We start from the raw sequence: 25726 nt of genomic DNA, 5'->3' as shown, positions 1-25726 counted from the left end.
CATCAGGTCTCGTGCCAAGCTGATCTCCATCGCAGATACCAGCTTGAATCACGATCAGCGTGCCCTGTGAATCCCTTTTGTCAACACAGCCTAGTTGAGAAAAAATGGGCATCTGATCTATGCATGTAATATGCGGCTTTTTCCCGCCTCTAGCAAAATTGTTATAAGCGACGCCCACATCCGTTCCTCTATCGCTTGATGGCTGGTCAAGCACGTATAACGGGACGTTTTCGTATGGGGAGGTTATTGCCTCAGAGGTTATGTGAAGCCCATCAGGTCGCAACTCAACCTCAACGCTCCAATTCTTCCACCATCTATTTGAGAAAGTGCAAGAGAAGCCAAATATTTGTGAGCCTTCGTTGGGAAGGTTTCGAGCAGTACCTCTGACAATTTGGTCGCCCCTATTCACACTATACTGTATCGAAGGCAGTTTCTGACCTTGGGCGAGCCATGACACTAGGCGGAGCCCCTCGATTGCGTTGCTCTTGCCGGACGCGTTAGCGCCAATCATTACAGTAAGAGATGAGAGCGGTAGTTCAGCTGCCAGATAGCTTTTGAACTTTTTCAGACCGAAGGATAGGAGCATTCGATAGTTCCACGTTGTTGCAGGCGAAAGCCCCAGAGCCGGATTTCATTGAGCGATTTCACTGAGTGCGCGCAAGTCGCGGTGACGTTCCCGCGAAGATACAATGACATGAACCGCGAACCATTATCAACGCTACCATTCTGGGGACACTTTCTGGGAATCCTTTGCTCTCATCCAAACGATTGAATATTCCGCACCCGCTCGCCGGTGGGTTCCATTCGTTTGAGATAGAACCGCTCCAATTGTTCGACCGACGTGCCCGCGTTCTCTGCCAACCAGTAGATATTGACCTTGCCCTCGGACTTCCGCAGGCGCGTCTGTAGTGCGTAGTGGCGTAGCGAGTATGGCGACCGCGCGTTGCCGTCCTTGTCTGTCTTCAACTTCGCCTCGTCGAGGAAATGGTTGAAGATGCGGCGGTAGGTGTTCACGGCAGTGGTTCGGTTGTCATACTGCGGCATAAACACATAGTCGGTGTCTGCCGTGCCTGCGTGTAGTTCCCTCTGCTTCTCGAATATGTCGACCGCCGCCTCCAGCGATGCCGAGGTGCGATACCCGGTCTTGCCCGTCAGCGTCATGAGCAGGTGTTTCGGATCGTCCTTCGTTTCTATGTCGCAGAAGCGGATGCCGAAGAGTTCGGTCTCGGTCGGTCGCAGGAACGAGTGAACGGCGAAGACGATCAGGTTGTAGTGCTCGCGGGTGACCTCGACGCCCCGAACCTTGTCACCGCGATCCGCACACGCCCGCGCGACCTCGAGCAGTTTCTTGTATTCCTTGTCGGTGAACGAGATGCGCGGTTTGTCCACCGTGCGCTGCTTCGGCATCGGCGGGATGATATCGATCACGCCATCTTCCAGCGCCAGCATCAGCACCTTCCTGATCATCATACATTGCTTTGCCTTGGTGGACGGTGCCAGGGGTTTGTCCCGGCGCTTGTCGAGAAAGACCAGATAGTCGCGCACCATGCCCGAGGTGATCTTCCCCACATCGTATTTGCCGAAGTAGGAGACCACCCCGTCACCCTCGCGATAGAGGATCTTATACTCGTCGGAGAAGGCATACTTGTTGCGCGCGCCCTTCTTCTGGACGCGGGTCATTTCGGACAGCAGATGCGCGTAGTGTTCGAAGGACCGATCTTTCTGCGCTGCGTGACTGGTGTTCTGCTTCGACCGATAGTCAGCGACGATTTCTTCCGCGACCTCGGCAGCGTCCAAGCGACTGGTTTCCTTGGTCGTTTTGACGACATACCGGCGCTTCACGGAATCATAGAGACGCGCGTGCCAGAACGGCGACCGACCCGTCTTGTAGATGCTGAGTCCGCGTCGCAGGTGCTTGATCTGTTTCTTCGCGTTCGGTGATTTTCCGGTCAAATCAGAGACTTACCCCAAGTGCCTAACTGTGTCTAAGTATAGAAACAGACACGAAGTCAGGCAATGTCTCTGTAAGCCATTGATATTGTTGTATTGTGGTGCCCGGGGGCGGAATCGAACCACCGACACGAGGATTTTCAATCCGGCGCTATTCAAGGCAACGCAAGCACTTACGGGATCACGGCACGTCAAACCCCTGACGGCGGATCAAATACTTACGCGGAAAATGTCAAACCGGCACGGGCCGATCTGACAAACGAAAACCCCGGCGCGACGGCAATCACAACCGGGGTTAAAGACGTTGTGGAAGGCGTCTGTTTGTGGCCCGAGTATACCGCACTTTTCCCGATTTTGGCAATGCATTGGGGGGCGCTGGTATGAACGCTTTGGCACCCCAAGCGATGCTTTCCGAACCGTGGCCCTACATCGGCACCCCCGAGGAACGCGCGGCGCTCTTTCGCAAGGAACTGGTGAGCGCGACGCTGGACTACGCGACCAAGGGCTATCCGGTGTTCCCGGCCCTTATGATCCACGGGCAGAAAAAGCCGCTGGTCAAGTGGGGCAAGGGCGAGGATGACCACCCGGACCTGACCAAGCGACGGGCCACGACTGACCCCGAGACGGTCAAGGCGTGGTGGGCGCGCTGGCCTCTGGCCATGATCGGAATGCCTACAGGCAAGACGTCTGGCGTCGTGGTGCTGGACATTGACCGCAAGAACGGTGTGGACGGGCTGGCCAATCTGCGGGCGGTCGGGATCGACCCCTATTCCCTGTCCCCGGTCATATCCATCACCCCGAGCGGCGGCTTGCATGTGTTCATGCGCCACAACGGCCCGCTCAAAAACTCTGCGGGCCTCTTGGCGGCAGGCGTCGATATTCGGGGGGATGGAGGCTTTATCGTTCTGCCCCCGTCTCTGCCTTCCATCACCCGTGACGAATATCAATGGGAAGGGGGCAGCTATGGGTGCCTTTGATCTTCCCGAATATCCCGCCGATCTGCGAACGCTTGAGGATACCAAGCGCGGCGAAAAATGGGCGCGGCGGGCGCTGGAGGCTGAGGCGGCGATTGTGGCGGGCGCGATGAACGGCACCCGCAACACGACGCTGAACAACGCGGCGCTCAAGCTGGGCCACAAGGTCGCGTCGGGATACCTGCAAGCGGCTGAGGTCGAGGCGGCGCTTATGGAAGCGGCGCAACGGTCGGGCCTTGCTCAAGAGGATGGCCCCGAGGCGGTGCGCGCCACGATCAGGAGCGGCCTGACGGCTGGTCTGCAAGAACCTGAGCACCCGCAAGATCGGCCCGACTATCGGCCAGCCCGGCGCGGCCCGACGATCATTCAACCGGCCCCGGCGCGCGAAAGCCAATTCTATTCGGCGGCATCGCTCAAGGGGAAAGCCGTCCCGCCCCGGCAATGGCTGGTGCACGGGCTGGTGCCCCAAAAGACTGTCACGCTTTTCAGCGGCGACGGGGGCACGGGCAAGAGCCTCTTGGCGCTGCAACTGGCGGTCGCGGTCGCGGCGCAAACTGCATGGATCGGCAAGACGGCGAACACCGGGCGCGTGATCTTTTTGAGTGCCGAGGATGACGACGACGAATTGCACCGGCGCTTGGATGACATTCTGAGGGCCGAGCATCGAGACTATGACGATCTGTCGGGCCTCACCCTGCGGTCACTGGCGGGCGAGGATGCGTTGCTGGCGGTCGAGACACAAATCGCCCTGATGCAATCCGCGCTGTTCGAGGAACTGGACAAGCGGGCGGCTGAGGAAGCCCCGGCCCTGATCGTCATTGACACCCTGGCGGACGTGTATCCGGCCAATGAGAATGACCGTGCCAAGGTGCGGCAATTCGTGGGCATCCTGCGCGGTCTGGCGATCAAGCGGAAATGTGCGGTCCTGCTGCTGGGCCACCCGTCCCTAACCGGCCTCAATAGCGGCACGGGAACGTCAGGATCGACGGCATGGAATAACTCTGTCCGGTCGCGGCTCTACCTGTCGCGGATCACCGACAACGGCTTTGAGCCTGACCCTGACGCACGGGTGCTGTCCACCAAGAAAGCCAACTATGGGCGCACGGGTGGCGAGATCAACCTCAAGTGGGAAGCGGGCGTATTCGTCGCTGAGGCGCAGCCCACTGGGCTTGATGCGCTGGCGGCAGGGGCCAAGGGCGAGCGGGTATTCCTCAAGCTGCTGGACACCCTGACGGCGCAAGGTCGCTACGTCTCTGCCAGCCCTGGCCCGACATACGCCCCGTCTCAATTCGCCAGCCACCCCGAGGCTGAGGGCTGCACAAAGCGGGCGCTCAAGAGCGCGATGGATGCGCTTTTCGGACGCGGCGAGATCGTCATTGCCAGCCACGGCAGCGGCGCGAAAGCCCGCTCACACATTGCCAGAAAGGGGGCCGATGATGGTCAAGAGTAAGGGTGCAACCCCCGGTGCAATACTGAGTGCAACCCCCGGTGCAACCCCCCGCCAACGCCCGGTCAACGGGGGTGCGACACATACCCCTTATACCCCGAGCGTTGCACCCGCCCTTGGCGGCTGGGTGCACGCCACAAATGGCGGGCGTGATCTGGTCCCAATGCCCCCTTTTCCGAGTGGGCAGGAAACCGTGGGGCTAACTTCCGCTTTCGCGCTGTGCGGCATCACTCCTAGGCGGACTTTTGCCCTGTTCTGGCATAGGGCAAAAAAATTGGTCTTCGATTATGACTCCGTTTCTATCACGGCCCGGTGTTGGCGGATCGATATCGCGTATACAATTGATCCTGTAAATCGCATTCGGAATCTTTGTATCTTTAGCGACCAATTCGCCATTTTGAAAAACTTGGCGCTGATCGGTGATGGTTCCGTAATTCCAGCCAAGGCCATCCGAATAGCCGCAAACAACCTCATACGCATCCCTCGGTTTATCAGTACATTCCAATTTGAGATCATCTCCAAGGTCGCAGAAGAGCTCGCGTTTGCAGATAGGGAAGGTTTTCTCGACCTTTTCAGTGAAGAGCCCGAAGAATGGGTCCATGCCAAGCAACAGGCAGACCCCAACCCACATAATGGCCACAAATATTATTTCCCATACTTTAAGAAGGAAGATGTTCATTTTGCCCTCTCGTCAACTGCGGGGGTGGTTGCATGAAATCATCCACCAAAGCAATCCGCTTCCTTGAAAGCCTGAGCATCCCCGAGGGTCCGAAAGCCGGTCAGGCGGTGAAGCTGGCCCCGTTTCAAAAGCAATTCGTCAAGGGTGCTTTGGCGGACGGGATCAACGTAGCCTGTCTGAGCATCGGGCGCGGCAACGCGAAAACCGCTCTGTCGGCGGGCATCGCTCTGGGCGCGGTCAAGGGAGAATGGGATCGTCAGCCCAGACGGGAAATCCTAATAGCGGCCCGGACGCGGGATCAGGCGCGCATCGCGTTTGACTTCGTTGTGGGTTTCATCCGGTCGCTTCCTGAGGATGAGCAAGCGGCCTTCACGATCCGGCGCAGCCCCCGGCTTGAGATTGAGTATGACGGCGACGGCGGCGGACACTTCGTCCGGGCCATTGCGGCGGACGGCAAGACGGCTCTGGGATCGGCCCCGACGCTGGTCTTGATGGATGAGCGCGGCCATTGGCAGGCGGATCAGGGGGACGCCCTGGAACACGCCCTGTTGTCCGGTCTGGGCAAGCGTGGTGGGCGGGCGTTGATTATCAGCACGAGCGCGGCGGACGATGCGCACCCGTTTTCCGTCTGGCTGGATGAGGAACAAGAGGGCGTCTATCGCCAAGAACACCGGCCCGCCCCCGGACTTCCTGCGGACGATCTGGAAAGCCTCAAGCTGGCCAACCCCGGCGCGGCCCATGGCATCGGCTCAAGCCTTGAATGGCTGCAAGGTCAGGCACGGCGCGCGATTGCGCGGGGCGGATCGACCCTCACAAGTTTCCGGCTCTACAACCGCAATGAGCGTGTCAGCGGCGAAACCCGCGACCTGCTGTTGACGGTCGATGAATGGCTGTCCTGCGAGACGGCGGACCTGCCACCCCGGCAAGGTCAGGTGGTCATCGGGATCGACCTGGGCGGCTCTGCCAGCATGACGGCGGCGGCGTTCTACTGGCCCGAGACGGGGCGGCTTGAGGCTCTTGGCACCTTCCCATCAAAGCCGTCCCTTCTGGATCGTGGCCAGAATGACGGCGTGTCCGGTCGCTATGTCGAAATGCAGGACCGGGGCGAGTTGTCCACCCTCGGCGATCAGACGGTTCCCGTAGCGCCCTGGCTGGTCGAGGTGATGGCCCATGTAGAAGGCGAGCCGGTCGCGGCGATCACGGCGGACCGATACAAGCAAGCCGAACTTGGCGAGGCGATAGACCGCGCGGGCATCCGGTGCCCGATCATCTGGCGCGGCCAAGGCTTCAAGGACGGCGGCGAGGATTGCGAGCGGTTCCGGCGCGCGGCCTATGACGGCAAGGTGAAAACTGCCCCGTCGCTGCTGTTGCGGTCCGCTTTTGCGGATGCGGTCACGCTGCACGACCCGGCGAACAATCTGAAACTGGCAAAGGCGCGGTCCACGGGCCGGATCGACGCGGCGGCGGCTACGGTGCTGGCGGTCGCTGAGGGTGCCCGGATGGTGGGCCGCCCCGCTCACAAGGGAGGGCGCATCGCATGGGGATGATGGAAGCCGCATCACGGCTGATAGCGAAACACGGTCAGGCGGCAACGCTGTTGCGACCCGGTGAAGGCACAACGGACGGCTTTGGGGTATACACCCCCGGACCGGATACCGAATACCCCGTCACGATCCTGACGGCGACCTACGCGGTTGAGCTGCAATTCATCGCGGGCGGCTTGATGGACGTGGGCGATCAGCGGGTTTTCCTGTCGGTCGAGGGCCTGACCCTCACGCCCGCCACAACCGACCGGCTGCGCATCGGTGGCGAGGTGTTCCGCACGATCCGCGTTTCCCCGCTGGCCCCCGCTGGCGAGGTCATTTTCTGGGAATTGCAGGCGCGGGATGACTAATCGGAAGGAATACGCCCGCCATTCCCGGCGGATCACGCGCGGCCCGCGCTGGAAGGCTCTGCGGATGCAGGCGCTTGAGCGCGACGATTGGCAATGCGTCCAATGCGGCGAACGGCGGCGGCTTGAGATCGACCATATCGAGCCGGTCAGGACGCGGCCCGACTTGGCCTATTCGCTGTCCAATCTGCAAACGCTCTGTGGGCGCTGTCATGCCCGCAAGACCCGTATCGAGATCGGCCTAGGCCGACCCGACCCCGCCCGCGAGGCGTGGAAGAAGCTGGTCCGTCAAACGGGCCAAAACCCTATCGAGCACGAAAGGAAATCAGATGCTTGATTCTGTCAAAATCGCACGGCGGCAGAGCGAAATCCGCCAATCGCTTTCGGAACTGGTCGGCAAAGAAAAGCCGTCCGAGGATGAAACCCGCCAGATGGACGAAATGGACCGGGAATATCGGTCCAATGAAACCCGCTATCGCGCGGCCCTGATTGCCGAGGATGAGGAACGGCGGGAAGCCGGGGCTGATCTGGAAACCCGATCCAGCCGGGAATGGTCCGAGATCATGGCGGGCTTTGAAATGCGCCAAGTGGCCCTTGCGCTGGATGAGGGCCGCGCCCTTGAAGGGCAGACGGGCGAGATCGTCACCGAACTGCGGTCGCGTGGCGGCTATCGCGGCGTTCCGGTGCCGTGGGAAGCCCTGGAAATCCGGGCCGGTGAAACCGTGGCGGGTGGCACCCCCGATCCGATCCGCACGGCCCCGATCATTGAGCGGCTTTTCGCGGGATCGGTCGCGGCCCGCATGGGTGGCCAGATGGTCAACGTGGGCGTGGGCGAGGTCGAATATCCCGTTGCCACGTCCAGCGTGACGGCGGGGTGGGCTGCATCGGAAACCGGCTCCGTGACCGGCCCGAGTGCCTACACGACCGTTGATCGGCCCTTGAAGCCGGATCACAATCTAGGCGTCCAGATGCGCATTACGCGCAAGACGCTCAAGCAATCCGGCAGCGGCCTTGAGCAAGCGGTGCGGCGCGACATGAACGGCGCTATCGAGGAAGCCCTTGACCGTGCCGTGTTCCTGGGCAGCGGATCGGCGGGCGAGCCTACGGGCCTTTTCGCGGGTGCATCCGGCTGGGGCATCAATGAGGAAGCCGTAACTGCGGCCCCGACCTGGGGGGCGTTCCGCTCCGAGGTGGTGAGCTTCATCACTGGCAACGCGGCCAGCGGCCCCGGCGATGTGCGGCTGCTGATCCGCCCCGAGGTCTGGGACACGATGGACGCGGACATTTGGGATGCGGGCAGCGGGATCACCGAATGGGACCGCTTGTCCGACGCGCTGGGCAGCGTGACCATGAGCCACAACGTCCTTGCCGATCCTGCGGGCGATCCGCTGGCGACAAGCGCGGTCCTGACGACCACGGCGGGCGGTGTTCCCCCGTTCTTCGTGGGGACGTGGGGCGCAATCGACCTGATCCGCGATCCGTATTCGGATGCGCAATCGGGCGGGCTGCGGCTTACGGCGCTGGCCACGATGGACGTGACCATTTCCCGCGCGGTGCAAACCCGCATCCTGACGGGCATTCAGTGATGCTCTGGGCCGGTTCCAAAGGCGGGCTTGAGGTCCGCACCTCTGCGGACGGGGCAACCGTCCTGCGGGGCCGGTTCCCGTATGCCGTCCCGACTGTCCTGGCGGGCGGTCGGGAACGGCGTCGGGAAGTATTCGAGGCACGGGCTTTCGGGGCATCGGTCGCGGCTGGCGGTGACGTTCACTTGCTGGTGCATCACGACTTTGACCGTCCGCTTGCATCGCGGGCGGCTGGAAGTCTTGAGATCAGGGACGGCGATGACGCCTTGACTTTCGAGGCGACGATTGCCCCGGAAATGCGCGGCGTGGGCTATGTCACCGACTTTCTGGGCACACTTGCGGCGGGGCTGGTGGGCGGGATCAGCCCCGGCTTTCGCGTGACGGACGGCGGCGATCTTGTGAAGCGCGATAGCGACGGGCTGTTGAGGGTGGTGCGTTCTGCGGACCTGATCGAGATCAGCGCCGTGACGAAACCCGCCTATCCCCAAGCGCAGATCGAGGCGCGGCGTTGGGATACGGATGAGGATCGAGACTTACGGCGCGAACTTGGCCCTTGGCTTGTTCCGTATCGGTGGAGGCTCTGACATGGCGGTGACACTGAGAGAGGTCGAGGCAATCCCGGCCAGCTATCCGAACGTCACGGGCCTGAGCGTTCCGGCGATGATGCTGGATCAGGCGGCGCTCTGGCAACGGATCGAGGCTTATTGCCGGATGCGCTGGACGGCGCGGGAAGTGGTCTGGACGGTCGAGGGGGAAGGCGCATGGGAAGCCCCTTTGCAGCCGTCCACCCTGAACACGGTCGAGGTTTGGGAAAGCGGCGCATGGGTGGAATGCACCCCTGCGGCGTCCCCCTGGGGCGGCTATGATCTGCCCGGTGACGGCCCCTATCGGATCGCGGCGGACGTGGGGGGCGGTGACGTTCCCGCGGCTGTCTCTGAGGCGTTCCGGCGGCTTGCCGAATACCTGACGGACGCGACGGATCGGGCGGGCGTGTCCAGCTATTCCGTCAACATGGGGAGCGCGATCGAGGAAAGCTATCAGCGCAACCCGGCCTGGGTGGCGCGCGCAATGGAACTGAGCGGCGCGGCTGATCTGCTACGGCCTTACAAAAGGAGGGCCTGAGCATGTGGCCATTTAAGCGAAAGACTGCTGAGGAAACCCGGTCCAGCGGATCGGGCTTCACGGCTGAGATCATGGCGGCGCGGGAAGCCTATGTATCCGGGCGGCGCGGCATTGCAGAACTTACGGCCACGGCACAAGGCGCTGTGACGCTCTGGGAAGGCGGTCTAGGGCTTGCCGATGTATCCGGCACCGATCTGCTGGACCGACGGTCCCTGACGCTCTGTGCGCGGTCTCTGGCCCTGCGGGGCGAGGCGCTATTCCTGATTCGTGACGCGGGGCTTGTCCCCTGTTCCGATTGGGATCTGCGCACCCGCGACGGACGCCCCACGGCCTACCGCGTGTCGGTATCCGAGGCGGGCGGCGGACGGTCTGAAACCGCGCTGGCGGCTGAGGTCTTGCATTTTCGGATCGGCTGCGACGTGTCCGCGCCTTACTATGGCACGGCCCCGCTCAAGCGGGCGCAACTGACGGCGGGGCTGTTGAACGCGGTCGAGACGGCACTTGCTGAGGTATTCGAGACGGCCCCGCTGGCCAGTCAGATCGTCCCATTCCCCGAGGCACCGCAAACCGACCTGGAAGCGATGGCGCGCGGGTTTCGAGGCAACCGGGGCAAGGTGCTGATCCGCGAAAGCGTCAACGTCGCGGCGGCGGGCGGACCGGCCCCGATGCAGGACTGGAAGCCCCACGATCTTTCCCCGGACCTGTCGAAAGCCATGACGCGCGAGACGCTGGCGGCGGCGCGCGACGGGATCAACATGGCATTCGGCATCTTGCCCGGTCTGACCGCGCCCGCCACGACCGGCCCGATGGTGAGGGAAGCGCAACGGCATCTGGCGCAATGGGTGCTGCAACCGATAGCGGCGGGCATTGCCGAGGAAGCGTCGGACAAGCTGGGATCGACGGTCACGCTGGACGTGATGCGGCCCCTTCAAGCCTTCGATGCGGGCGGACGGGCGCGGGCGATCACGGCGATTGTGGGCGCCTTGGCGCAAGCGAAAGAGGCGGGCGTTGATCCGTCCGACGCCCTGCGGCTGGTCGATTGGGGGAATGAGATATGAGCATCAACTACACCGAAGCCGAGGCGCGGATGCATTTCTATGCTGACACAATCGGAGTGCAGCCCCCGGGGCGGCTCTTGTCTGACGATGGGGCACCCGCGCCCGAACTGCTGAATTTCTGTGTTCGCTGCGGGGCATCGCTGGATTGGATATTCCTGGGCGATGTGCGCGGCATGATCCGCGATAGCTACAAGGTGGCGCGCAACACAAGATGAAGCGTGGGGCTTGCCACGCTCTGCAATGCGTGGTATCCACCACGGTAAGGCAAGAGGCGTGAGCGATGAAGTATTCTGTCAGGACCATAACCCACGAATATTCCCCGAGCGAGGTTGCGCGCGTTTCTGGCGTTTCGACTTCCCTCCAACGTGACTGGCGGCGGCGCGGCGTTATCCAAGGTCGCGCCGATGGCTGGAACAAATACGATCTTGCGGACGTGATCCGCATGACTGTGATGCGCGCTTTTACGCAAAGCGGCATTTCCCTTGAAACCGCTGAGTCCGTTTCCAGCTTGGCGGTTCTGCCCGTCATGGATGAACTGGTGCGCTGGGATGACGTGGCGGTGTTCACGGGCGATCAGCTTTCCGCCGAGCAAATGGACCAGATCAGGGGTGGGCACGTCAGGGGCGCATCGGGCGATGAGCAATTCACCTTCGTCGCCTTGCCCGAGAATGAGCAAGGGGCGAGTGCGGCCCGCCTTCGCAATCTGGCAGATGGCGAAAGGATCATGGGCAAAAGCGGCAATTTCTACGGAATCGCGCTGGACCATAGCTTGCTGGCGCATCGCATCGCGGAATTGTCCCCATTGCCGATCATCCGCTTTGAGGTCGAGGTTAAGGACGATGGCTAACGCAAACCTCAATATCAGCGTCATTGAAAAGCGGATGCTGAAACAGGCTGAGGCGGCGGACTATACCGGCCTGCCCGTCAAACACTTTAAGGCGACTTGCCCAGTCCAGCCGGTCGAGATGCGCCCCGGCACGATCCTTTGGGACAAGCGCGACCTGGACAAGTGGATTGATGCGATGAAGGAAGGGGCTGAGATGGCGACGCAAGACGCCATTCTTGGCAAGCTGTAATGACGCGGATCAGGGTAAAGGGCTTCAAGATATTCGATGACCGGCACGGGAAACCGCGCTGCTATCATCGCGCCACGGGCCACAAGATCGACCTGGAAAAGACCCCGCTGGGATCGGCTGAGTTTTTCGCGGAATGCGCCCGCATCGCCGCGATTGCCGAGGCGAGGAAGGCGCAAGCCCCCAAGCCCGGAACGCTTGGCGGGCTGGTCAATGCCTATTTCCAGACTGAGCACTTTGGCAATCTGGCGGACGCGACAAAGCGCGACTATCGCAAGTGCGCTGACTTCCTGCACCCGATCCGCGACACGCCCGTTTCCGCGATCACAACACCCCTTATGTCGGGCATCCATGACAAGGCGGCGGGCAAGATCGGCTGGCGGCGGGCAAACATGGTCCGCACCTTCCTGAGCCAAGTTTTCCGCTACGCCATTCCGAAAGGTTTGATCGACCGGGACTATGCGGCGGGCGTCATCCCCAAGCCGCGCCCGAAAGATCGGCCCTACGCCAACCGGCCCTGGACCGTCGAGGAGCGCGCCGTTGTGCTGGATCGGGCCGCGCCCCACGTCCGGGCGGTCATCGCTCTGATTATGAATAGTGGGCTTGATCCGTCTGACGCTCTAAAGCTGCGGCGTGATGAAATCGCGGACGGCGTTATGTGGGCTTCCCATAGCCGCGTCGGCAACCCTTCGCCTGTGCCTATTGGCCCAACGCTGAAAGCCGAACTCGCCCGCGCACCGAAACACGATGCAATCACGATCCTTGCCACGTCCACCGGGAAGCCCTGGACCTACAACGGCTTTTCGACGGTCTGGCACCGCTTCAAGAAGAAGCTGGAAGCTGAGGGCGTGGTGCAACCCGGTCTGACCCTCAAGGGACTGCGGCATACCGTGGCCACGACGCTACGCGAGGCGGGGCTTGAGGAACGCCAGATTGCGGACCTGCTGGGGCAGAAGACCCCGTCTATGGCCCGCCACTATTCCCGGTCCGCCAACCTTGCGGACCGCAACCGGCTCACGATGGAAACACTCGAAAAGGAGAACGAACGCCGATCAAGAGTTGTCAAACCCTTCAAGAAAACTGTCAAACCCTGAGAGGCTCAAAAATGAATATCGAGCAATATCAAGCGTTTGAATGGTGCCCGGGGGCGGAATCGAACCACCGACACGAGGATTTTCAATTTTGCGGCCTGAATTGAGACACCGCTCTGAATTAAACCGAAGTGCTTGAAATTGAGAATAAACAGAGATCTGTATCGCAAAACTACTTCCTGATCCTTTCCGAACAAAGCCGGTACAGTCCGCTAGGGGTTACACGGGAATTACACGTAAAGTCGCGCGGAGGTCGTACTTTGTTCTTCGATTTGGCTGACAAGGCTCCTTGATCACTGTCAGCTTCGCCGGGTCGGACAGTTTGTTCTGGGTCTTGCGGAAGATCGTGCCGATCAGCCCATCTACGCGGCCCAGCGCCTCCAGCATGTAACGATACTGCAGCTCCAGCGCGTCGCCGTCCTTGCTCGCGATCTGCGCCCAACTCCATTGCAGCGGGATGGCCGATGTCTCGCATCGAAGGTCTTCGCGCTCCTGGTCCATCTTTAGGAATAGGAGGTAGGTGATCTGCTCGCTGTAGGATACGCCCTGGTCGCGCATAACATGCGCATAATTCCAAATCGTCGAGACGAGCTGTTCGTTTGTCATTCGGATGCCCACCAGTTCTCAAAGACATCGGCCAAACGCCAATCTTTCGCCAAGCGTCGCAAGAGCACTTCTCGACGTTCTTCAATGTCGGACGGAGTCCAGGTCGAATAGGAGCGCACCTCGTTGGTCAGTGTAAAGGCGCTTGAATCTCCAGGCGCGAAGTATTGGTTATTCTTGACATCAAATTCAAAATTGCGCGCTGCAGATTTCTTTCGGAAATTCAGCAGCACAAGATTTCCCAGGGTGTGTAGCCAAGAACTGTGTTCTTCGGGATCAGAGAACCAGTCCGCCCATTGAGAGTTGTCCGGGAGAGTTCGTGGGCAGACGTGTTCGACCGAAATCGTTGGATAGTCATAAACTGCCGATCCGTCCGTCGAGGCTTGCTCCAACCGGAGAAAGATCGGTTTCACAAACCGCGTTGCAAGATACACGTCACCGTCCAGGGCGTTGAACAGAGCGAATGCTTCCGCTTGGGTGAGTGTAAAACCTGTCGAGCGTTCCTTGACGCTTGGACCGCGAATTCTGAACAGCTAAACTCGACTTCAGGTAAACCACATCGCCACGCTTGTTGCGGCTGGACCCCGAATTCTGAACAGCTAAACTGGAGAAATACCACGAGAGCCGTCGCGCCATGTTGCGGCTGGACCCCGAATTCTGAACAGCTAAACTACCGCCCGCCGGAATAAAACCGCCAATTTTGTTGCGGCTGGACCCCGAATTCTGAACAGCTAAACTTACGCGGCTGGATCTGCGGATGTGGCGGAAGTTGCGGCTGGACCCCGAATTCTGAACAGCTAAACTCTTCCGCTATCACAAAGACCGGAACTTCTCGTTGCGGCTGGACCCCGAATTCTGAACAGCTAAACTCAAATCCCGCAACGCATCCCGAAAATTCAGGTTGCGGCTGGACCCCGAATTCTGAACAGCTAAACTCGCGCTTTGCGATCAGCAGGCCGCGCGCGTGTTGCGGCTGGACCCCGAATTCTGAACAGCTAAACTCGAGCCTGCGAGCGGATTCTTGAATTTTCGGTTGCGGCTGGACCCCGAATTCTGAACAGCTAAACTCAAATCGCAAAAGACGCGCGCCCGGATTTGTTGCGGCTGGACCCCGAATTCTGAACAGCTAAACTTTCGGGCGCGGGTGGTCGCGGCGGGTGAATGTTGCGGCTGGACCCCGAATTCTGAACAGCTAAACTGCATCTGCATTGCGCCCAGATCGAAGGCTTGTTGCGGCTGGACCCCGAATTCTGAACAGCTAAACTGAGCTGGTCGAACAGGTCATTTACACGCAGGTTGCGGCTGGACCCCGAATTCTGAACAGCTAAACTGAAGCTGTCAGCGTTGCGGTCGTTCCGCTAGTTGCGGCTGGACCCCGAATTCTGAACAGCTAAACTCGATCCCCTTCCAAACTCCTGAAATCACAGGAGTCTTGGGAGGGGACGGGTGAGGCAAACCGAGGAATCTTCATCAAAACAGCGCCAGTTGTTCTGGGTTTTTCCGGGCCGCCCTGCGACCCTGATCCGAGAAATGAACAATATCACGATACTGCCGATCGGTGAAGTTGAGGATCTGAATGTCGCCCTTGTCCGGCAGATGTCGCTCTATACGGTTCACGCGTGTTTGGAACGCCTCCTTGCCGTTGACGAAACGGCAATAGACCGAAAACTGACTGCGCTCAAAACCTTCATCCAGCAGGAAGTTCCGAAAGTCCGTCGCCGCCTTCCGCTGCGGCTTGGTGTCGGTGGGCAAATCAAACATCACGAGAATCCACATGATTCGGTATCCAGACAGGTAGACAGGTGCAGTGGTCATGACCCTAACCCCGAAAGGGTAAGAACATCGGGCGGCGAAGGAAGGGCAAGGTTCAGGCGTCTTGTCTCAAAGCTCTGACCCAGCGAAACGGCGAGTTTGCCAAGCGCTATAGACACTGGCGTCAAGCCGCCGCCAAAGGGCAGATCGAGTGCGATGAGCCTGGCCAGTGTCGTTTTAGCCTCGGTATCCACCTTTGGTCCATTTCGTTCCGCGAGCCCTCGAACGCAGCAATCCACCAAGGGTCTGAACGGCTCCATCAGGTCATCTGCCAGGGCAAAGGCGTTACCTCTGTTGGAATGGTGCAGCCCGATGGTGGGGTGCAACCCGGCGGCCACGACGGCGCGGGCGGTAGCTGCGCGCAGGACGGTATATCCATAGTTCAACAGCGCATTGAGATCGGGTGCTGTGCGATCCCGTCGAAACTCCTGACCCATCATGCGGGGCCAGTAATAACGAGCGGCCTGGGCTTCGACATTGGTGCTGTCGCCGCTGACCACTTTGCGCTTGAGCATGGCGACAGGCGCGTGGGTCTCACCCACTGCCTCCAGAGCGGCCGCCTGCATGGCGATCTTGGAGATCACCACCTGTTTCCAAGCTTGCTTCAGAATTGGGGCTTTGGCCTGCCATTGAGCACGCAGACGGGCACCTTGGGCGTGATGCCCCTCGAGAGGCAGCAGAACAGATCGGGGAGCGTGGTTGGACCCGCACAGGACAACCGGAGCTCCGCGATCAGCGAGTTCGGTTAAGAGTGAGGTGGACCATGTGGTCCCGTGCGCGTGCACGATCACCCCCGCGATCTGGTCGAGCGGTATGCGGCCGATTTCTTCAGCACCATCGCTGACTTTCAGAAAGCCCCGGTCGCGCGAGAGATGCCGACCGTCGGTCGAGATATCTACGATCTGATCCATGCCTTCCCCCTCCAAGCCCTTGGAAGGTTGGCATGTTTTTTCGATTCGGGCGACTCTGGCCTATACGGGCTTGGCGCCTCCGTCGCGAAGACGGCCAATTTCATCAACAGATATGCGCCGAATCCCGGATGCGACCGCGGGTCGAGCTGCTATCTGGATCCAGCATTTTCGCTCCGCTGCGTTCGCTTCATTATGCGGCGTGATGAACAAGCCGTTTGCAATGTCCATTTTCTGGACATGTCCGACGACCGTTCGCCCATCCCGTTCCAGCGCAACCATATCGCCCTTGTGCACTCGAAGTAGACGCTTGGCCGCCGGGTGGGGCCGTTTCTCGCTTTCGAGGGTATGGGCCTCGAAGGTCGTGATGACCTGGGCTTCTATCTTTCCGTCTGGAAGCCGCCAGATCTCGAACACGTGGTTGCTGCCGCCCTGGTACGCCTTGATCGGCTCCTGCGCGGGCACAGGAACGCGCGCCTGCTCTTGCAATGGCTTGATGATGCGCACCCGGCGGATGCCGTGATATGGGCCGGGTTTGGACGCGAAGTCGCGCAGGGCTTTTTCGTAGTCCTTGCCGGTCTTGTTGCAGGCCGCCACGCGCAAGGCCTTTCGCAACTGCGGGTCGCGCACTTGGCCACTTCGGCCCGGCTCATCAAGCAGCTGCGCAGGCTTGACGCTCAACAAATCTGTCCGACTCGCGACATAGATGTCATCGACGATGGAATAGGCCGTCTCCTGGTGCAATTGACCGGCTGTGCTGTCGCGTCCTAGCTTGCGGGCCTCCTTGTCGATCCGTCCGTGATCAGCGCGATGGCTTACGATAATCTTGCCGAGCTGAACCTCAAGATCACTGCGAAAGCCCTCCCAAGGCGGTGGCGTTTCGCGGGCGATGAGTTCGGCGGATTGGCCGGCCTGTTCGCCTTGGCCGGCAGCGCGGCTGATACGGTTAAGCAAGCTGCGGTCCGTGGCGGCGACCACGGCAGCGTCGATGGCGTGGTGACGGTGATCGGTTCGGTTCTTGGCCTTGACCGCACCGCGATCCTTGTCACTCAGCAGGGAGTTCAACCCCCAATGCCGCCGTAGCATTTCGGTCAGCCGACCCGGCACGACCCAGACATGGCCGCCCTCGGTAAACAGCGTGTCGAGATAGGTGCGGGATATCCGGGCGAGATATTGGGTATCGACCAACGCCCGGTCTAGAAAATCGTGTTCGCCTTCGAACCGCTCCATTGCGTCCGGGGCAAAACGCCAGCGCTTGTTGTCGGGCAGGTTTTTAAGATTGACTTCGATCGCGTCCCATTTTGGGGTGCCGCCGAAGGCTTCCCACGGAGTCTGATTGCGCTTTTCCCGGTTGGCTTCACGCAGGCAAAGCGTGCGGTTTGCGAAACTGTCGTCCAGAGTGCGCGAATAGGGCAGAATGTGATCGACATCGCAGTCTCTAAAGATCATCTCAACTGAGATGCGCTCGCCCGTATAAGGGCAGAAACGCCGCATCGCATCTTCTGGGTTCAAATCCTCCCACAGCCGCAGAAGCATCCGGTTGCGGCCGTTGTCTTCGATCTCGAGTTCTTCGAGCTTCTCGCTGCGTTTCTTCGCCGCCGCTGTCGTGTCTCGGATGCGTTTCATCGCGTCCTGCTTCTGCTGCTCGGACTGCTTCAGTTCTCGTGCCAGTTCGACGACGATCTGATCGGGTTTGCCGTAGTTGTTGACGATCTTGTTCACCAAGCGCCGCAATTGGTTCAAACCGATATGCACGGTCGGGTTGGTAATTCGGCCAAAATACTCCGCTGCCTGCTTTCGAGGATCGTGCAACTCACGATCATAACTCCCTGGAATTACGTGTCGGTCGAGAACTTCACCATAGTAGGGGAGCGGGTTTTCCCATGGTTCAGGCTCTTCTTTGTCATCATCAATCCAGCGCGTAGGGTCAAAGACTTCACCCGTGCGATGGTCCGAATGGTGCCAGCCGCAGGCGGCTACAGCGTCCGAGTAGGTTATGACATCGGATTGGAGGAGTTCGAGGATACGCGTGGTGGCCGTCAGCCCCAACCGCCCATAGCCCTCGGGTAGCGGTGCCTTGGCGGTCCCTTCGGCGTGGTCGCGGTTGAGCCCATGAGCTTGTATCAACCAATCCACCAGCGCCGCATGATCCGCGTCGCTTTGCACCCGTCGGATGCGCGAAATCACGTGCCATTGTGCATCGGAACTCAAGACTGACCAGCGAGGGCCGAAACGGTCTGGATGGGAGAGGCTGGCGCGTACTGGGTCGCAGGCGATTGCGTCGCGCACGCCGGTTTCCAACGTGAACCGCTCGCCGTTGCGCAGTTTCAGCACCTTCGCCAGCGCGGGCAGTTTCATAGACATGGACTTGAGAGACGCCGTGGGCTTCTTGTTGTCCAGCGCGTGGACGATCCGGTCACGCTCCTCGAGGGTCAGAGCGCGTGTTTTCCTCCCGTCTGCCGTCACACGCAACTGATTGACGGTTTCATGAAGCACCCGGCGCTGGGTCAGGGGATGGGCCTTGGGCAAGCGCTCCTCCCGAGAAGGAACTCCTCGATGGCCTGAGAACAGACAAAGCCCGACCTTCGGTTCTTTCAGTGGACGTTGAAAGAAGATCTTCTCGAACACGAGGGCGCGCAGATCGTCAGTCAACTCAGGGTGATGGCTCGCCTGCGCCGTCCAGAGTTTGTGAAACTCTCCCTCGAGATGATTGCGGTCGGGGTAGAAGTCATAACCCGCTTCCTCTTTACCGTCCGGCCCATCCCGTCTGGCAATTGAGAGTCGGGTCCGCACGGTCGGCACATTGCGGTAATCCAGCCGTGTGCCATCCTTGTTTATATTGGGCTCCGTGCTCGGCTTTTCCTTCAAGCGCTGGCGCCGCATGTGCAGGAACTCGCCGTAGGTGCGCGCACCGCTGGCCATCATCGCCTGCTCAAGCCGCGCGGTGGCGTCCTCGATTTTGCCGCTTTCGTTATCGCCGCGATCTGTCTTGCGATTGGATTTGAAACCTCGTCGCTGGTTGATGTGAAACAGCGCTCGGCCCAGGTGAGTCAGCGGCAGCGCTTCGTCCAAACCGGTAGCACGCAACGCGTAAGGATCCAGCGCCTCCAGAGTCTTCGCCTCTGCGGGATCGGCAGGCATCATCCCCGCATCGGCCAGGACCTTCATCAGCGTGGAGCGTCGGCGTAGGTAGCGGTCACGGCGGCGACGCATGGCACGGGCGGTCCTTCGATCAACCGCCAGTGATGCGCCGGATTGCGGATCTCGTCCATCCGAGAAAACGCGAACACCGCCAGTTATCACACCAGTGATCCTTGCGTCAGCCTCGACACCGTCGGTTTCATACAGCCACCAGCCAATGGAGTTCGCTCCAATATCAAGACCCAAACGCATTCTCGTCACCCAGATTTGCAATTTCGATCAGGATTCCTTGCCGTGGGATAGGATGCAACTTGAAAGGGTGGTCGCCATATGCGAAAAAAAGACTGTTCAGAATTCGCGGTCGAGCCGTTAACAAGCTCGAAGTAGCACCACATTGAAGCGCGTCCTACGGGGCGCGTTTCCTTTTTTGTTAGGGATACATACAGTCTTCCTCCTTGTGAGGAGGTTCTGACCGCCCGGTTGTCCAAAGGCTGAGGGTCTGCGCGAATATCCGGAAAACGGCTTGCGACTACAGCATCCCAGTCTCTTCAGGAATGGCTGGAATGGGCCGTGAGCGTCGCTCAGCAGAATTGAGCCCGCTCCCACTCCAACGGGAACGGTTCCAGCGCTCGCGCCAGCGTCACCTCCGGCCCCTGCCTGCCATCGAGGATCGCCTCGAAGATGTCGGGCGCGAGCAGCGTGAGCCGCAGGACCCGGGTCATGTAGGACGGCGCGATCCCGTCGCGCTCGGCCAATTCGACGATGGTGGCAAACTCGCCTGAGTCGAGCATCCGGTTCCATCGGAAGGCGCGGGCCAGCGCCTTTAAGAGGGTGCTGTCTGTCCGGCGCGGAATGGCACGTGGAGTGTGATCGTCTCGGGGATCGGAGTTTCGCAGGTCATGCGGCCGCCTCGATACCGCCGACCAGCATCTCGCGCGAAAGGCCACTCAGGCCGTCGACGCGCAGCCGCACGTTGAGCCCATCCGTGCCGATGTCCACGCGATCGACCAGCAGCGCAACGATGCGCGCCTGTTCGGCGGGGAAGAGCTCTCCCCACAACGGATCGGGTTGCTGTAGCGCCGCGCGGGCGTCCGCTTCGGTGATGTCGTCGGCGTGGGTGCGAGCTGCCTTCCATGTCCCGGCCACGATCTCGGGCTGGCGGAACACAGTGCGGAGCTGGTCGATGACGGCAGCTTCGATCTCTCCCGCTGACACACGACCCACGGGGCACGATCCGGCGCCATGCTTCAGCACGGTCTCCTCCGTATTCTCTTCTGGACACCGTTGCTGATCTGCGTGCCCCTTGTCGGTTTGTATCGGATCAGGTGAATTAAGGCCGACTGACCGGCCATTCTGATACAACTCACCAGTGCGTGGCAGACACAGCGCTCCCCGAAGCCGGAGATTTCTGGGTACCGGTCCCCCATGAGGGTGATGCACAGATCGCACATGAAGAAGTCACCGCAATTGGAGAAACCGTCACGGAGATCCGTGGCAGAAGCTGGACGGAGAAGAACGGCAGAACGCGACCGATGAGCGAGATAGACATAATCGTAATTGCCCCATACAACGCACATGTAAACGCTCTCCGGGATACGCTTCCCTCCGGCGTGCGTGTCGCCACCGTGGACATGTTTCAGGGCCAAGAGGCACGGTCTGCTCAGTTTGTATGACCGCATCGTCCGTAGAAGAAACTTCGCGCGGGATGGAGTTTCTGCTTTCTCTGAACCGCATCAATGCTGCTGTGTCTCGTTCCATGGGTCTGGTATTGGTGTTTGGAGCGCCGCGATTGCGAGAGGCGCAGTGGAACATTGTTGAGCAGATGAAGCTGTTGAATACGCTGTACGCACTTGCAACTTGCCCAAATATGGAAGGTTAACTTGAAGAATCGACTTAGCCAAAACGGGAAGCCCGACCAGACCGCCGGGGAGCTCAACAGGTTCGCGGAAATGAGGGGGCGAATTGGCTTTCCTCCCGTGCGAGAAGCCTTCGATGCTTTGCTCGATCATTTCCAGGATCTGGGTGACAATTACGCCGTTGAACCCAATGCCGGCGAAAGCATTATGAAGGTAGTGAACCTCTTTGACCTGCGCGCCGGTCGGGAGAATCCTTTTGCCTTCATCGTGAACAACAAGGACATTCTTTTCTACATTCGTAAGCCTGCCCTGAAGAGGGCCGACTACAGTGTTGATCGTTTGCAAAAGCACTTCGGCGACGCTCATGTAAACAGGAACAATGGGGGCGAGATCACGATCAGATTGGTTGATCGCTCTGATGTGGAGCGAGTGATCATGCATGTCATCGATGAATATACTGGAGTTACACAAAACGAACCGAGCGCGGGCGCTCTTTCCCGAGATATGATCGAAGCGGCGATGGATGCGTACGACAAACACCGTTCAACAGGGATCCATAGCGAAACATTCGGTGCCTTTGGCGAACCACGCGGCTATTGGGTCCGGTCATCGCGTGATCGTGACAATCGCGTCTATCCGACAAAACCGATTGTGGCTTTCGCCAAAAAGCTGGACGGGCTCAACGGAGGTTGGAGCACCAAAGCCAGTGCAGCGGCTTGTCTCCACAATTCCGGTTTCATCATCGTGGACCAATACGACAAACCGGTCACGCCGCCTGACAGTTATGATCACCTGCTGCGCGATGCGGATCGGATACGTTCATGTGCATTCAATTACTTCATTGAGCCGGCGCGGGAACGTCGTGCATTGGAGGTCTCCATCCGCGCGGGCGACCTTGCAGCAGCTATGGGGCTCAAGGACGCCTTTCCGAACATCTGCCAGGCCCTTGGCGGTGCAAAATTCCAGAAACTTGCGCAAGTGCCGCCGCCCACGAGTACCGGACCGAATCCAAGCAGTTCAACCGTTTTTACATATACGCTCAATTCACAACCAGAGGCGGACACCGTGACCGACACAAAAAAAGCGCCTTCGCCACCCGCCGTAAACCTGATCCTCTATGGCCCGCCGGGCACGGGCAAGACATATCAGACGGCATGGGAGGCCGTCCTGCTGTGCTTGGGTGACGAAGCGGCCGTTGCACTAAGTGGACAGGATGCCAGAGCAGAACTCATGAAAACCTACCGCAGTCTCGTGAGCGATGGGCGCATAGAATTCGTGACCTTCCACCAGTCAATGTCTTACGAGGAGTTCATCGAGGGGCTGCGACCGACCACGGATCAGTCCGAAGACAGCTCGGCGGGCACCGGGTTCCGGCTGGAGCCGGTCCCTGGGATCTTCAGACGCATCTCGGAGCGTGCGGAGAAGGGTATGCCGACCGTGCCGCATGAGAACGCTTTTTCTATCGACGGGCGGCAGGTCTTCAAGATGTCGATCGCGCGCGCCAACGTGGCCGCAGAGGACTACCTGTTCGAGGAAGCCATCACCGAGGGGCACACGCTCCTCGGCTGGGAGGACATCGACTTCTCCGACGACAGGTTTTCCGATGTCGAGGAGATACTGGAGGCTTGCCGTACCCATGGCGAGCGCGGAGGCGAGGCTACTCTGCAGTCGGGTCAGGTGAGCCAGGTGGACGTTTTTCGTAACCAGCTGGACGTGGGAGACATCATCGTTGTGACCAAGGGCAACCGACTGTTCCGGGCCATCGGCGAAGTCACGGGCGAATACCAATACCGGCAGCGGGACAATCGGAAATATTGCCAACGGCGCTCCGTGCGATGGCTCTGGGTGGACAGGGAGGGGGTTCCCGCCTCCGAGATCTACGATGGCAACTTCACCATGAGGTCGATCTATCCACTTAATCGGGCACGCCTCGATACCGTTGCCCTCGAAAGTTACATGAACAGCGGCGGCGAACCGGTGAAGCGCGAGGCAAGACCGTATGTCCTCATCATCGACGAGATCAACCGGGCGAACATCTCAAAGGTCTTCGGCGAGCTGATCACCCTTCTTGAGCCCGACAAGCGGCTCGGGATGGACAACGAGATCCGCCTCACGCTTCCCTATTCCAAGAAGTCCTTTGGCGTGCCTCAGAACCTCCATGTCATCGGTACGATGAACACGGCCGATCGCTCCATCGCACTGTTGGACACAGCACTACGCCGCCGGTTTTCTTTCAAGGAACTGATGCCCGACCCTTCAGTTTTGTCGGACAACGTCGAGGGGGTCGATCTGCAAAAGCTGCTGTCTACGATCAACGAGCGAATCGAGTATCTGTTCGACCGGGAGCATCAAATCGGGCACGCGTACTTCACAGGCTGCCAAACGCGGGCGGATATTGAGAGCGTCATGCGAGACAAGGTGATCCCGCTTCTGGCTGAGTATTTCTATGAGGACTGGTCCAAGGTCGCAGCTGTTCTTGGCGACTCTACTCACGGTCCCGCCCGCTTCCTCGATGCCAAACAAATTGCGGTACCCGGAGGTATGACTGAAGACGACTTTTCTAGCGAAAAGCTGCGGTGGACGGTCAAAGACAATTTCGACTTCTCAGAGTTTGCGGCCTGATGCCGGCCTTCACCCTGCGCGAATGGGAAACGTTGCCCCACGGCGAAGGGGACGGCTGCATTCCCGAACACTTTGCCGAGCGTCTCGCGGCGCTCGCCAAGAAATCTACCTTTGTCGGCAGCGGCGGAGGAGTGCTTGAGGATCGGCGCCATGAACTGCGAGCGCGTGGTGTCGTCGGCGTCTTGGCGACCGACGAGTGCAGTCTCGAGATACTTCCTAAGATCGATGTCGAGGTGCAGGGTGGTGAAGCAATGCAAAACGCTGCCATTCGCAAACGCCTTGTTCACATGCTTGCTGTCGCGCTCGACCTAAAGATCGAGACAGGCCAAATCACAGAGCTTGACTGGCAGCGCGAAACGCTTCTGGAAATTCTCATCCGCATTTTCTGCAGCAAGCTGACCGATGCCGTTCGTCGCGGCATGCCGCGGCGATATATCGTCCAAGAGGATGATCTTGCAGCGTTGCGCGGGACGCTCAATCTGCCTCGTCAATTTACACGCCACGCAGCGAACCCCTCACGGCTTGCCTGCAAGTTCGATGAGCTCTCTGAGGACATCGCTCTGAACCGCATCATGAAAGCAACGGTCGCACATCTCTCCAGAATGTCGCGCAGTCCCGCCAATCAACAGCGTTTGCGCGAACTGGCTTTCGTCTACGCCGATATATCCGAAGTCGCTGTTCCTGCGCTGAAATGGAATGAGGTCGTTATCGACCGGACAAACCGGGCGTGGCAGGAATTGTTAGGGATAGCGCAACTTTTTCTGCGCAATCGTTACCAAACGACGAGTGCCGGGGCGGGACGGGGGACTGCACTCCTCTTTGAGATGAGCGCCCTTTTTGAGGAATATGTCGGCCGGCTAATCACAAGCGCTTTGGCACGCACGGTGTATCGGGTCTCTCTACAAGGCGGGAGACTATTCTGCCTGACATCGCTCGATGATGAACGCGCTGTCTTCCAGACGAAACCCGATATCCTGATCTGGCGTGCGGGGCAGGTTGTCCATGTGATTGACACAAAGTGGAAGCGGATCTCCTCCCGTATTGATGACCGAAAACAAGGAGTTTCCCAAGGCGACGTCTATCAGATGATGGCCTATGCACAGCTATATTGTGCGCCTCGGCTTACTCTTCTTTATCCACATCATCCAGGGCTGGGTGCAACAGAGCTTGTCCAGGCTAAACACCGAATAACTGGTCAAACGACAACATTGGAGATCGCCAGCATTGATGTAGCGAATGGTGGAAACATAATTGATCGGCTTCAAAGTTTACTTGTCACCAGCGAGTTGGCAGCAGAACTGTCAGTTTAACGGAGCCGCCGATCATCTTCGAAGGCGCGCAAGCTGGAGAAGGTTCGACGGGGTTCCCATCCCCTCCGCCACAAGCTTTCGTTAGGTATATGATTTAGTGTGAAAGAATCGCTCATTGTGCCAGGCACTCCCACACCTGTTCCCACATCTCGACGCCGCTTGCCACCTTCGGGATCACTCCTCCAACACATCGTCCGCTAACTCGCCTGTGATCAGTTCCCGCACTCGGTCGCGGTCGATTTGGCCGTAGCTGCGCAGGGTAGTCAGGACATCGGTGTGGCCGAGGTTCTGGGATGTGGCGACGATTTCGGCGACGGAGGTGAAATTCTTCGTCGCGTGGCGGGCCAACATGTGGCGGAAGGCGTGCGGGCCAAAGGTGGGTAGGCCTGCGGCGGTGAAGGCCGCGTTGACGATCTTGCGAGCCGGTTCGGTACTTTTCCATGGGCGGCGCGCGAAGCCATCGGCTTGGAAGCCGGTTTCGGCGCTGACCTTTAAAGCTGTGGCGGGGAAGAGCGGGTCGTCGGGGCCGTAGAGAGCCACGTCTTCGAGATGGGTGATCCATGCGCGGAGCGCAACTTCGGCCTCGGGGAAGCCCTTGGCAAAGAA

Annotated in this window: 24 protein-coding genes, 3 pseudogenes and 1 CRISPR repeat array; of the genes and pseudogenes, 17 read left to right on the top strand and 10 right to left on the bottom strand. The window is 59.7% G+C overall.

Annotation, left to right across the window (positions count from 1 at the left end; translation table 11 throughout):
- The coding region (locus tag J1C49_RS20325; protein WP_227447672.1) for an AAA family ATPase at nucleotides 1-586 on the bottom strand (586 nt) is incomplete at its 3' end.
- Nucleotides 587-756: 170 nt separating this feature from the next.
- Nucleotides 757-1953, bottom strand: coding sequence for a phage integrase SAM-like domain-containing protein (locus J1C49_RS20320; RefSeq protein WP_227447671.1), 1197 nt, complete (start codon nucleotides 1951-1953; stop codon nucleotides 757-759).
- Between the two features lie 377 nt (nucleotides 1954-2330).
- On the opposite strand from J1C49_RS20320, the gene J1C49_RS20315 reads away from it, so the two are divergent.
- From J1C49_RS20315 to J1C49_RS20250, 14 genes are all read left to right on the top strand, one after another.
- Complete coding sequence (locus J1C49_RS20315) at nucleotides 2331-2927, top strand: bifunctional DNA primase/polymerase (protein WP_227447670.1); 597 nt, start codon at nucleotides 2331-2333, stop codon at nucleotides 2925-2927.
- Nucleotides 2914-4374, top strand: coding sequence for an AAA family ATPase (locus J1C49_RS20310; protein ID WP_227447669.1), 1461 nt, complete (start codon nucleotides 2914-2916; stop codon nucleotides 4372-4374). Before J1C49_RS20315 ends, J1C49_RS20310 begins: the two co-directional genes overlap by 14 nt.
- Nucleotides 4361-5086 (top strand): hypothetical protein, encoded by a 726-nt coding sequence (locus tag J1C49_RS20305; protein WP_227447668.1) that lies wholly within the window; start codon nucleotides 4361-4363, stop codon nucleotides 5084-5086. The genes J1C49_RS20310 and J1C49_RS20305 overlap by 14 nt, the downstream gene beginning before the upstream one ends.
- On the top strand, nucleotides 5083-6597 hold the full coding sequence (locus tag J1C49_RS20300) for a terminase TerL endonuclease subunit (RefSeq protein WP_227447667.1): 1515 nt from the start codon (nucleotides 5083-5085) through the stop codon (nucleotides 6595-6597). Before J1C49_RS20305 ends, J1C49_RS20300 begins: the two co-directional genes overlap by 4 nt.
- Nucleotides 6588-6944 (top strand): hypothetical protein, encoded by a 357-nt coding sequence (locus tag J1C49_RS20295; protein WP_227447666.1) that lies wholly within the window; start codon nucleotides 6588-6590, stop codon nucleotides 6942-6944. The genes J1C49_RS20300 and J1C49_RS20295 overlap by 10 nt, the downstream gene beginning before the upstream one ends.
- Nucleotides 6937-7278 carry an HNH endonuclease gene (locus tag J1C49_RS20290; protein WP_227447665.1) on the top strand — a complete coding sequence of 114 codons (342 nt, stop codon included), beginning with the start codon at nucleotides 6937-6939 and terminating at the stop codon, nucleotides 7276-7278. Before J1C49_RS20295 ends, J1C49_RS20290 begins: the two co-directional genes overlap by 8 nt.
- Nucleotides 7271-8527: a phage major capsid protein gene (locus tag J1C49_RS20285; RefSeq protein ID WP_227447664.1), complete on the top strand. Its 1257-nt coding sequence runs from the start codon at nucleotides 7271-7273 to the stop codon at nucleotides 8525-8527. Before J1C49_RS20290 ends, J1C49_RS20285 begins: the two co-directional genes overlap by 8 nt.
- A complete protein-coding gene (locus J1C49_RS20280; protein ID WP_227447663.1) occupies nucleotides 8527-9108 on the top strand; it encodes an HK97 family phage prohead protease in 582 nt (193 codons plus the stop codon). Before J1C49_RS20285 ends, J1C49_RS20280 begins: the two co-directional genes overlap by 1 nt.
- 1 nt (nucleotide 9109) lies before the next feature.
- On the top strand, nucleotides 9110-9646 hold the full coding sequence (locus J1C49_RS20275; protein WP_227447662.1) for a hypothetical protein: 537 nt from the start codon (nucleotides 9110-9112) through the stop codon (nucleotides 9644-9646).
- Nucleotides 9647-9648: 2 nt separating this feature from the next.
- On the top strand, nucleotides 9649-10704 hold the full coding sequence (locus J1C49_RS20270; RefSeq protein ID WP_227447661.1) for a phage portal protein: 1056 nt from the start codon (nucleotides 9649-9651) through the stop codon (nucleotides 10702-10704).
- Entirely contained in the window at nucleotides 10701-10919 is a 219-nt protein-coding gene (locus J1C49_RS20265) for a hypothetical protein (RefSeq protein ID WP_227447660.1), read from the top strand. The genes J1C49_RS20270 and J1C49_RS20265 overlap by 4 nt, the downstream gene beginning before the upstream one ends.
- A 65-nt stretch (nucleotides 10920-10984) precedes the next feature.
- Nucleotides 10985-11551 carry a MerR family transcriptional regulator gene (locus J1C49_RS20260; protein ID WP_227447659.1) on the top strand — a complete coding sequence of 189 codons (567 nt, stop codon included), beginning with the start codon at nucleotides 10985-10987 and terminating at the stop codon, nucleotides 11549-11551.
- Nucleotides 11544-11780, top strand: a complete 237-nt coding sequence (locus J1C49_RS20255; RefSeq protein WP_227447658.1) for a hypothetical protein — start codon at nucleotides 11544-11546, stop codon at nucleotides 11778-11780. The genes J1C49_RS20260 and J1C49_RS20255 overlap by 8 nt, the downstream gene beginning before the upstream one ends.
- The gene (locus J1C49_RS20250; RefSeq protein ID WP_227447657.1) at nucleotides 11780-12871 is read left to right on the top strand and encodes a tyrosine-type recombinase/integrase; all 1092 of its coding nucleotides are present in this window, start codon (nucleotides 11780-11782) and stop codon (nucleotides 12869-12871) included. The genes J1C49_RS20255 and J1C49_RS20250 overlap by 1 nt, the downstream gene beginning before the upstream one ends.
- Nucleotides 12872-13087: 216 nt before the next feature.
- On the opposite strand, the gene J1C49_RS20245 is transcribed toward J1C49_RS20250, so the two are convergent.
- From J1C49_RS20245 to J1C49_RS20215, 7 genes and pseudogenes are all read right to left on the bottom strand, one after another.
- A complete protein-coding gene (locus tag J1C49_RS20245) occupies nucleotides 13088-13474 on the bottom strand; it encodes a type I restriction-modification system subunit M N-terminal domain-containing protein (RefSeq protein ID WP_227447656.1) in 387 nt (128 codons plus the stop codon).
- Nucleotides 13471-13905 (bottom strand): HNH endonuclease family protein, encoded by a 435-nt coding sequence (locus J1C49_RS20240; RefSeq protein WP_227447655.1) that lies wholly within the window; start codon nucleotides 13903-13905, stop codon nucleotides 13471-13473. Before J1C49_RS20240 ends, J1C49_RS20245 begins: the two co-directional genes overlap by 4 nt.
- Before the next feature lie 70 nt (nucleotides 13906-13975).
- Nucleotides 13976-14868: a CRISPR direct-repeat array (repeat unit 36 nt; unit sequence GTTGCGGCTGGACCCCGAATTCTGAACAGCTAAACT).
- A gap of 73 nt (nucleotides 14869-14941) precedes the next feature.
- Nucleotides 14942-15247: a CRISPR-associated endonuclease Cas2 gene (gene cas2, locus J1C49_RS20235; protein WP_227447654.1), complete on the bottom strand. Its 306-nt coding sequence runs from the start codon at nucleotides 15245-15247 to the stop codon at nucleotides 14942-14944.
- 35 nt (nucleotides 15248-15282) lie between these two features.
- Nucleotides 15283-16194 (bottom strand): type II CRISPR-associated endonuclease Cas1, encoded by a 912-nt coding sequence (gene cas1, locus J1C49_RS20230; RefSeq protein WP_227447653.1) that lies wholly within the window; start codon nucleotides 16192-16194, stop codon nucleotides 15283-15285.
- A 60-nt stretch (nucleotides 16195-16254) separates the two neighbouring features.
- On the bottom strand, nucleotides 16255-19584 hold the full coding sequence (gene cas9 / locus J1C49_RS20225; RefSeq protein WP_227447652.1) for a type II CRISPR RNA-guided endonuclease Cas9: 3330 nt from the start codon (nucleotides 19582-19584) through the stop codon (nucleotides 16255-16257).
- Nucleotides 19585-19913: 329 nt separating this feature from the next.
- Nucleotides 19914-20233: pseudogene (locus tag J1C49_RS20220) on the bottom strand (hypothetical protein).
- A pseudogene (locus tag J1C49_RS20215) lies at nucleotides 20230-20592 on the bottom strand (recombinase family protein); the annotation flags it as partial. The pseudogenes J1C49_RS20215 and J1C49_RS20220, both read right to left, overlap by 4 nt.
- A 113-nt stretch (nucleotides 20593-20705) precedes the next feature.
- On the opposite strand from J1C49_RS20215, the gene J1C49_RS21995 reads away from it, so the two are divergent.
- From J1C49_RS21995 to J1C49_RS20200, 3 genes are all read left to right on the top strand, one after another.
- Nucleotides 20706-21005: an AAA domain-containing protein gene (locus J1C49_RS21995; RefSeq protein ID WP_227447651.1), complete on the top strand. Its 300-nt coding sequence runs from the start codon at nucleotides 20706-20708 to the stop codon at nucleotides 21003-21005.
- A gap of 207 nt (nucleotides 21006-21212) precedes the next feature.
- Nucleotides 21213-23810, top strand: a complete 2598-nt coding sequence (locus tag J1C49_RS20205; protein ID WP_227447650.1) for an AAA family ATPase — start codon at nucleotides 21213-21215, stop codon at nucleotides 23808-23810.
- Entirely contained in the window at nucleotides 23810-25120 is a 1311-nt protein-coding gene (locus tag J1C49_RS20200) for an McrC family protein (protein WP_227447649.1), read from the top strand. The genes J1C49_RS20205 and J1C49_RS20200 overlap by 1 nt, the downstream gene beginning before the upstream one ends.
- 174 nt (nucleotides 25121-25294) lie before the next feature.
- Here J1C49_RS20200 and J1C49_RS20195 read toward each other — a convergent pair.
- Nucleotides 25295-25726: pseudogene (locus J1C49_RS20195) on the bottom strand (integrase); the annotation flags it as partial.

This window comes from Cognatishimia sp. F0-27 (genome assembly GCF_020667845.1).
In the GTDB taxonomy this organism is placed as follows: Bacteria; Pseudomonadota; Alphaproteobacteria; order Rhodobacterales; family Rhodobacteraceae; genus JAFMPQ01.
This window is presented reverse-complemented; position numbering and strand designations above follow the sequence as displayed.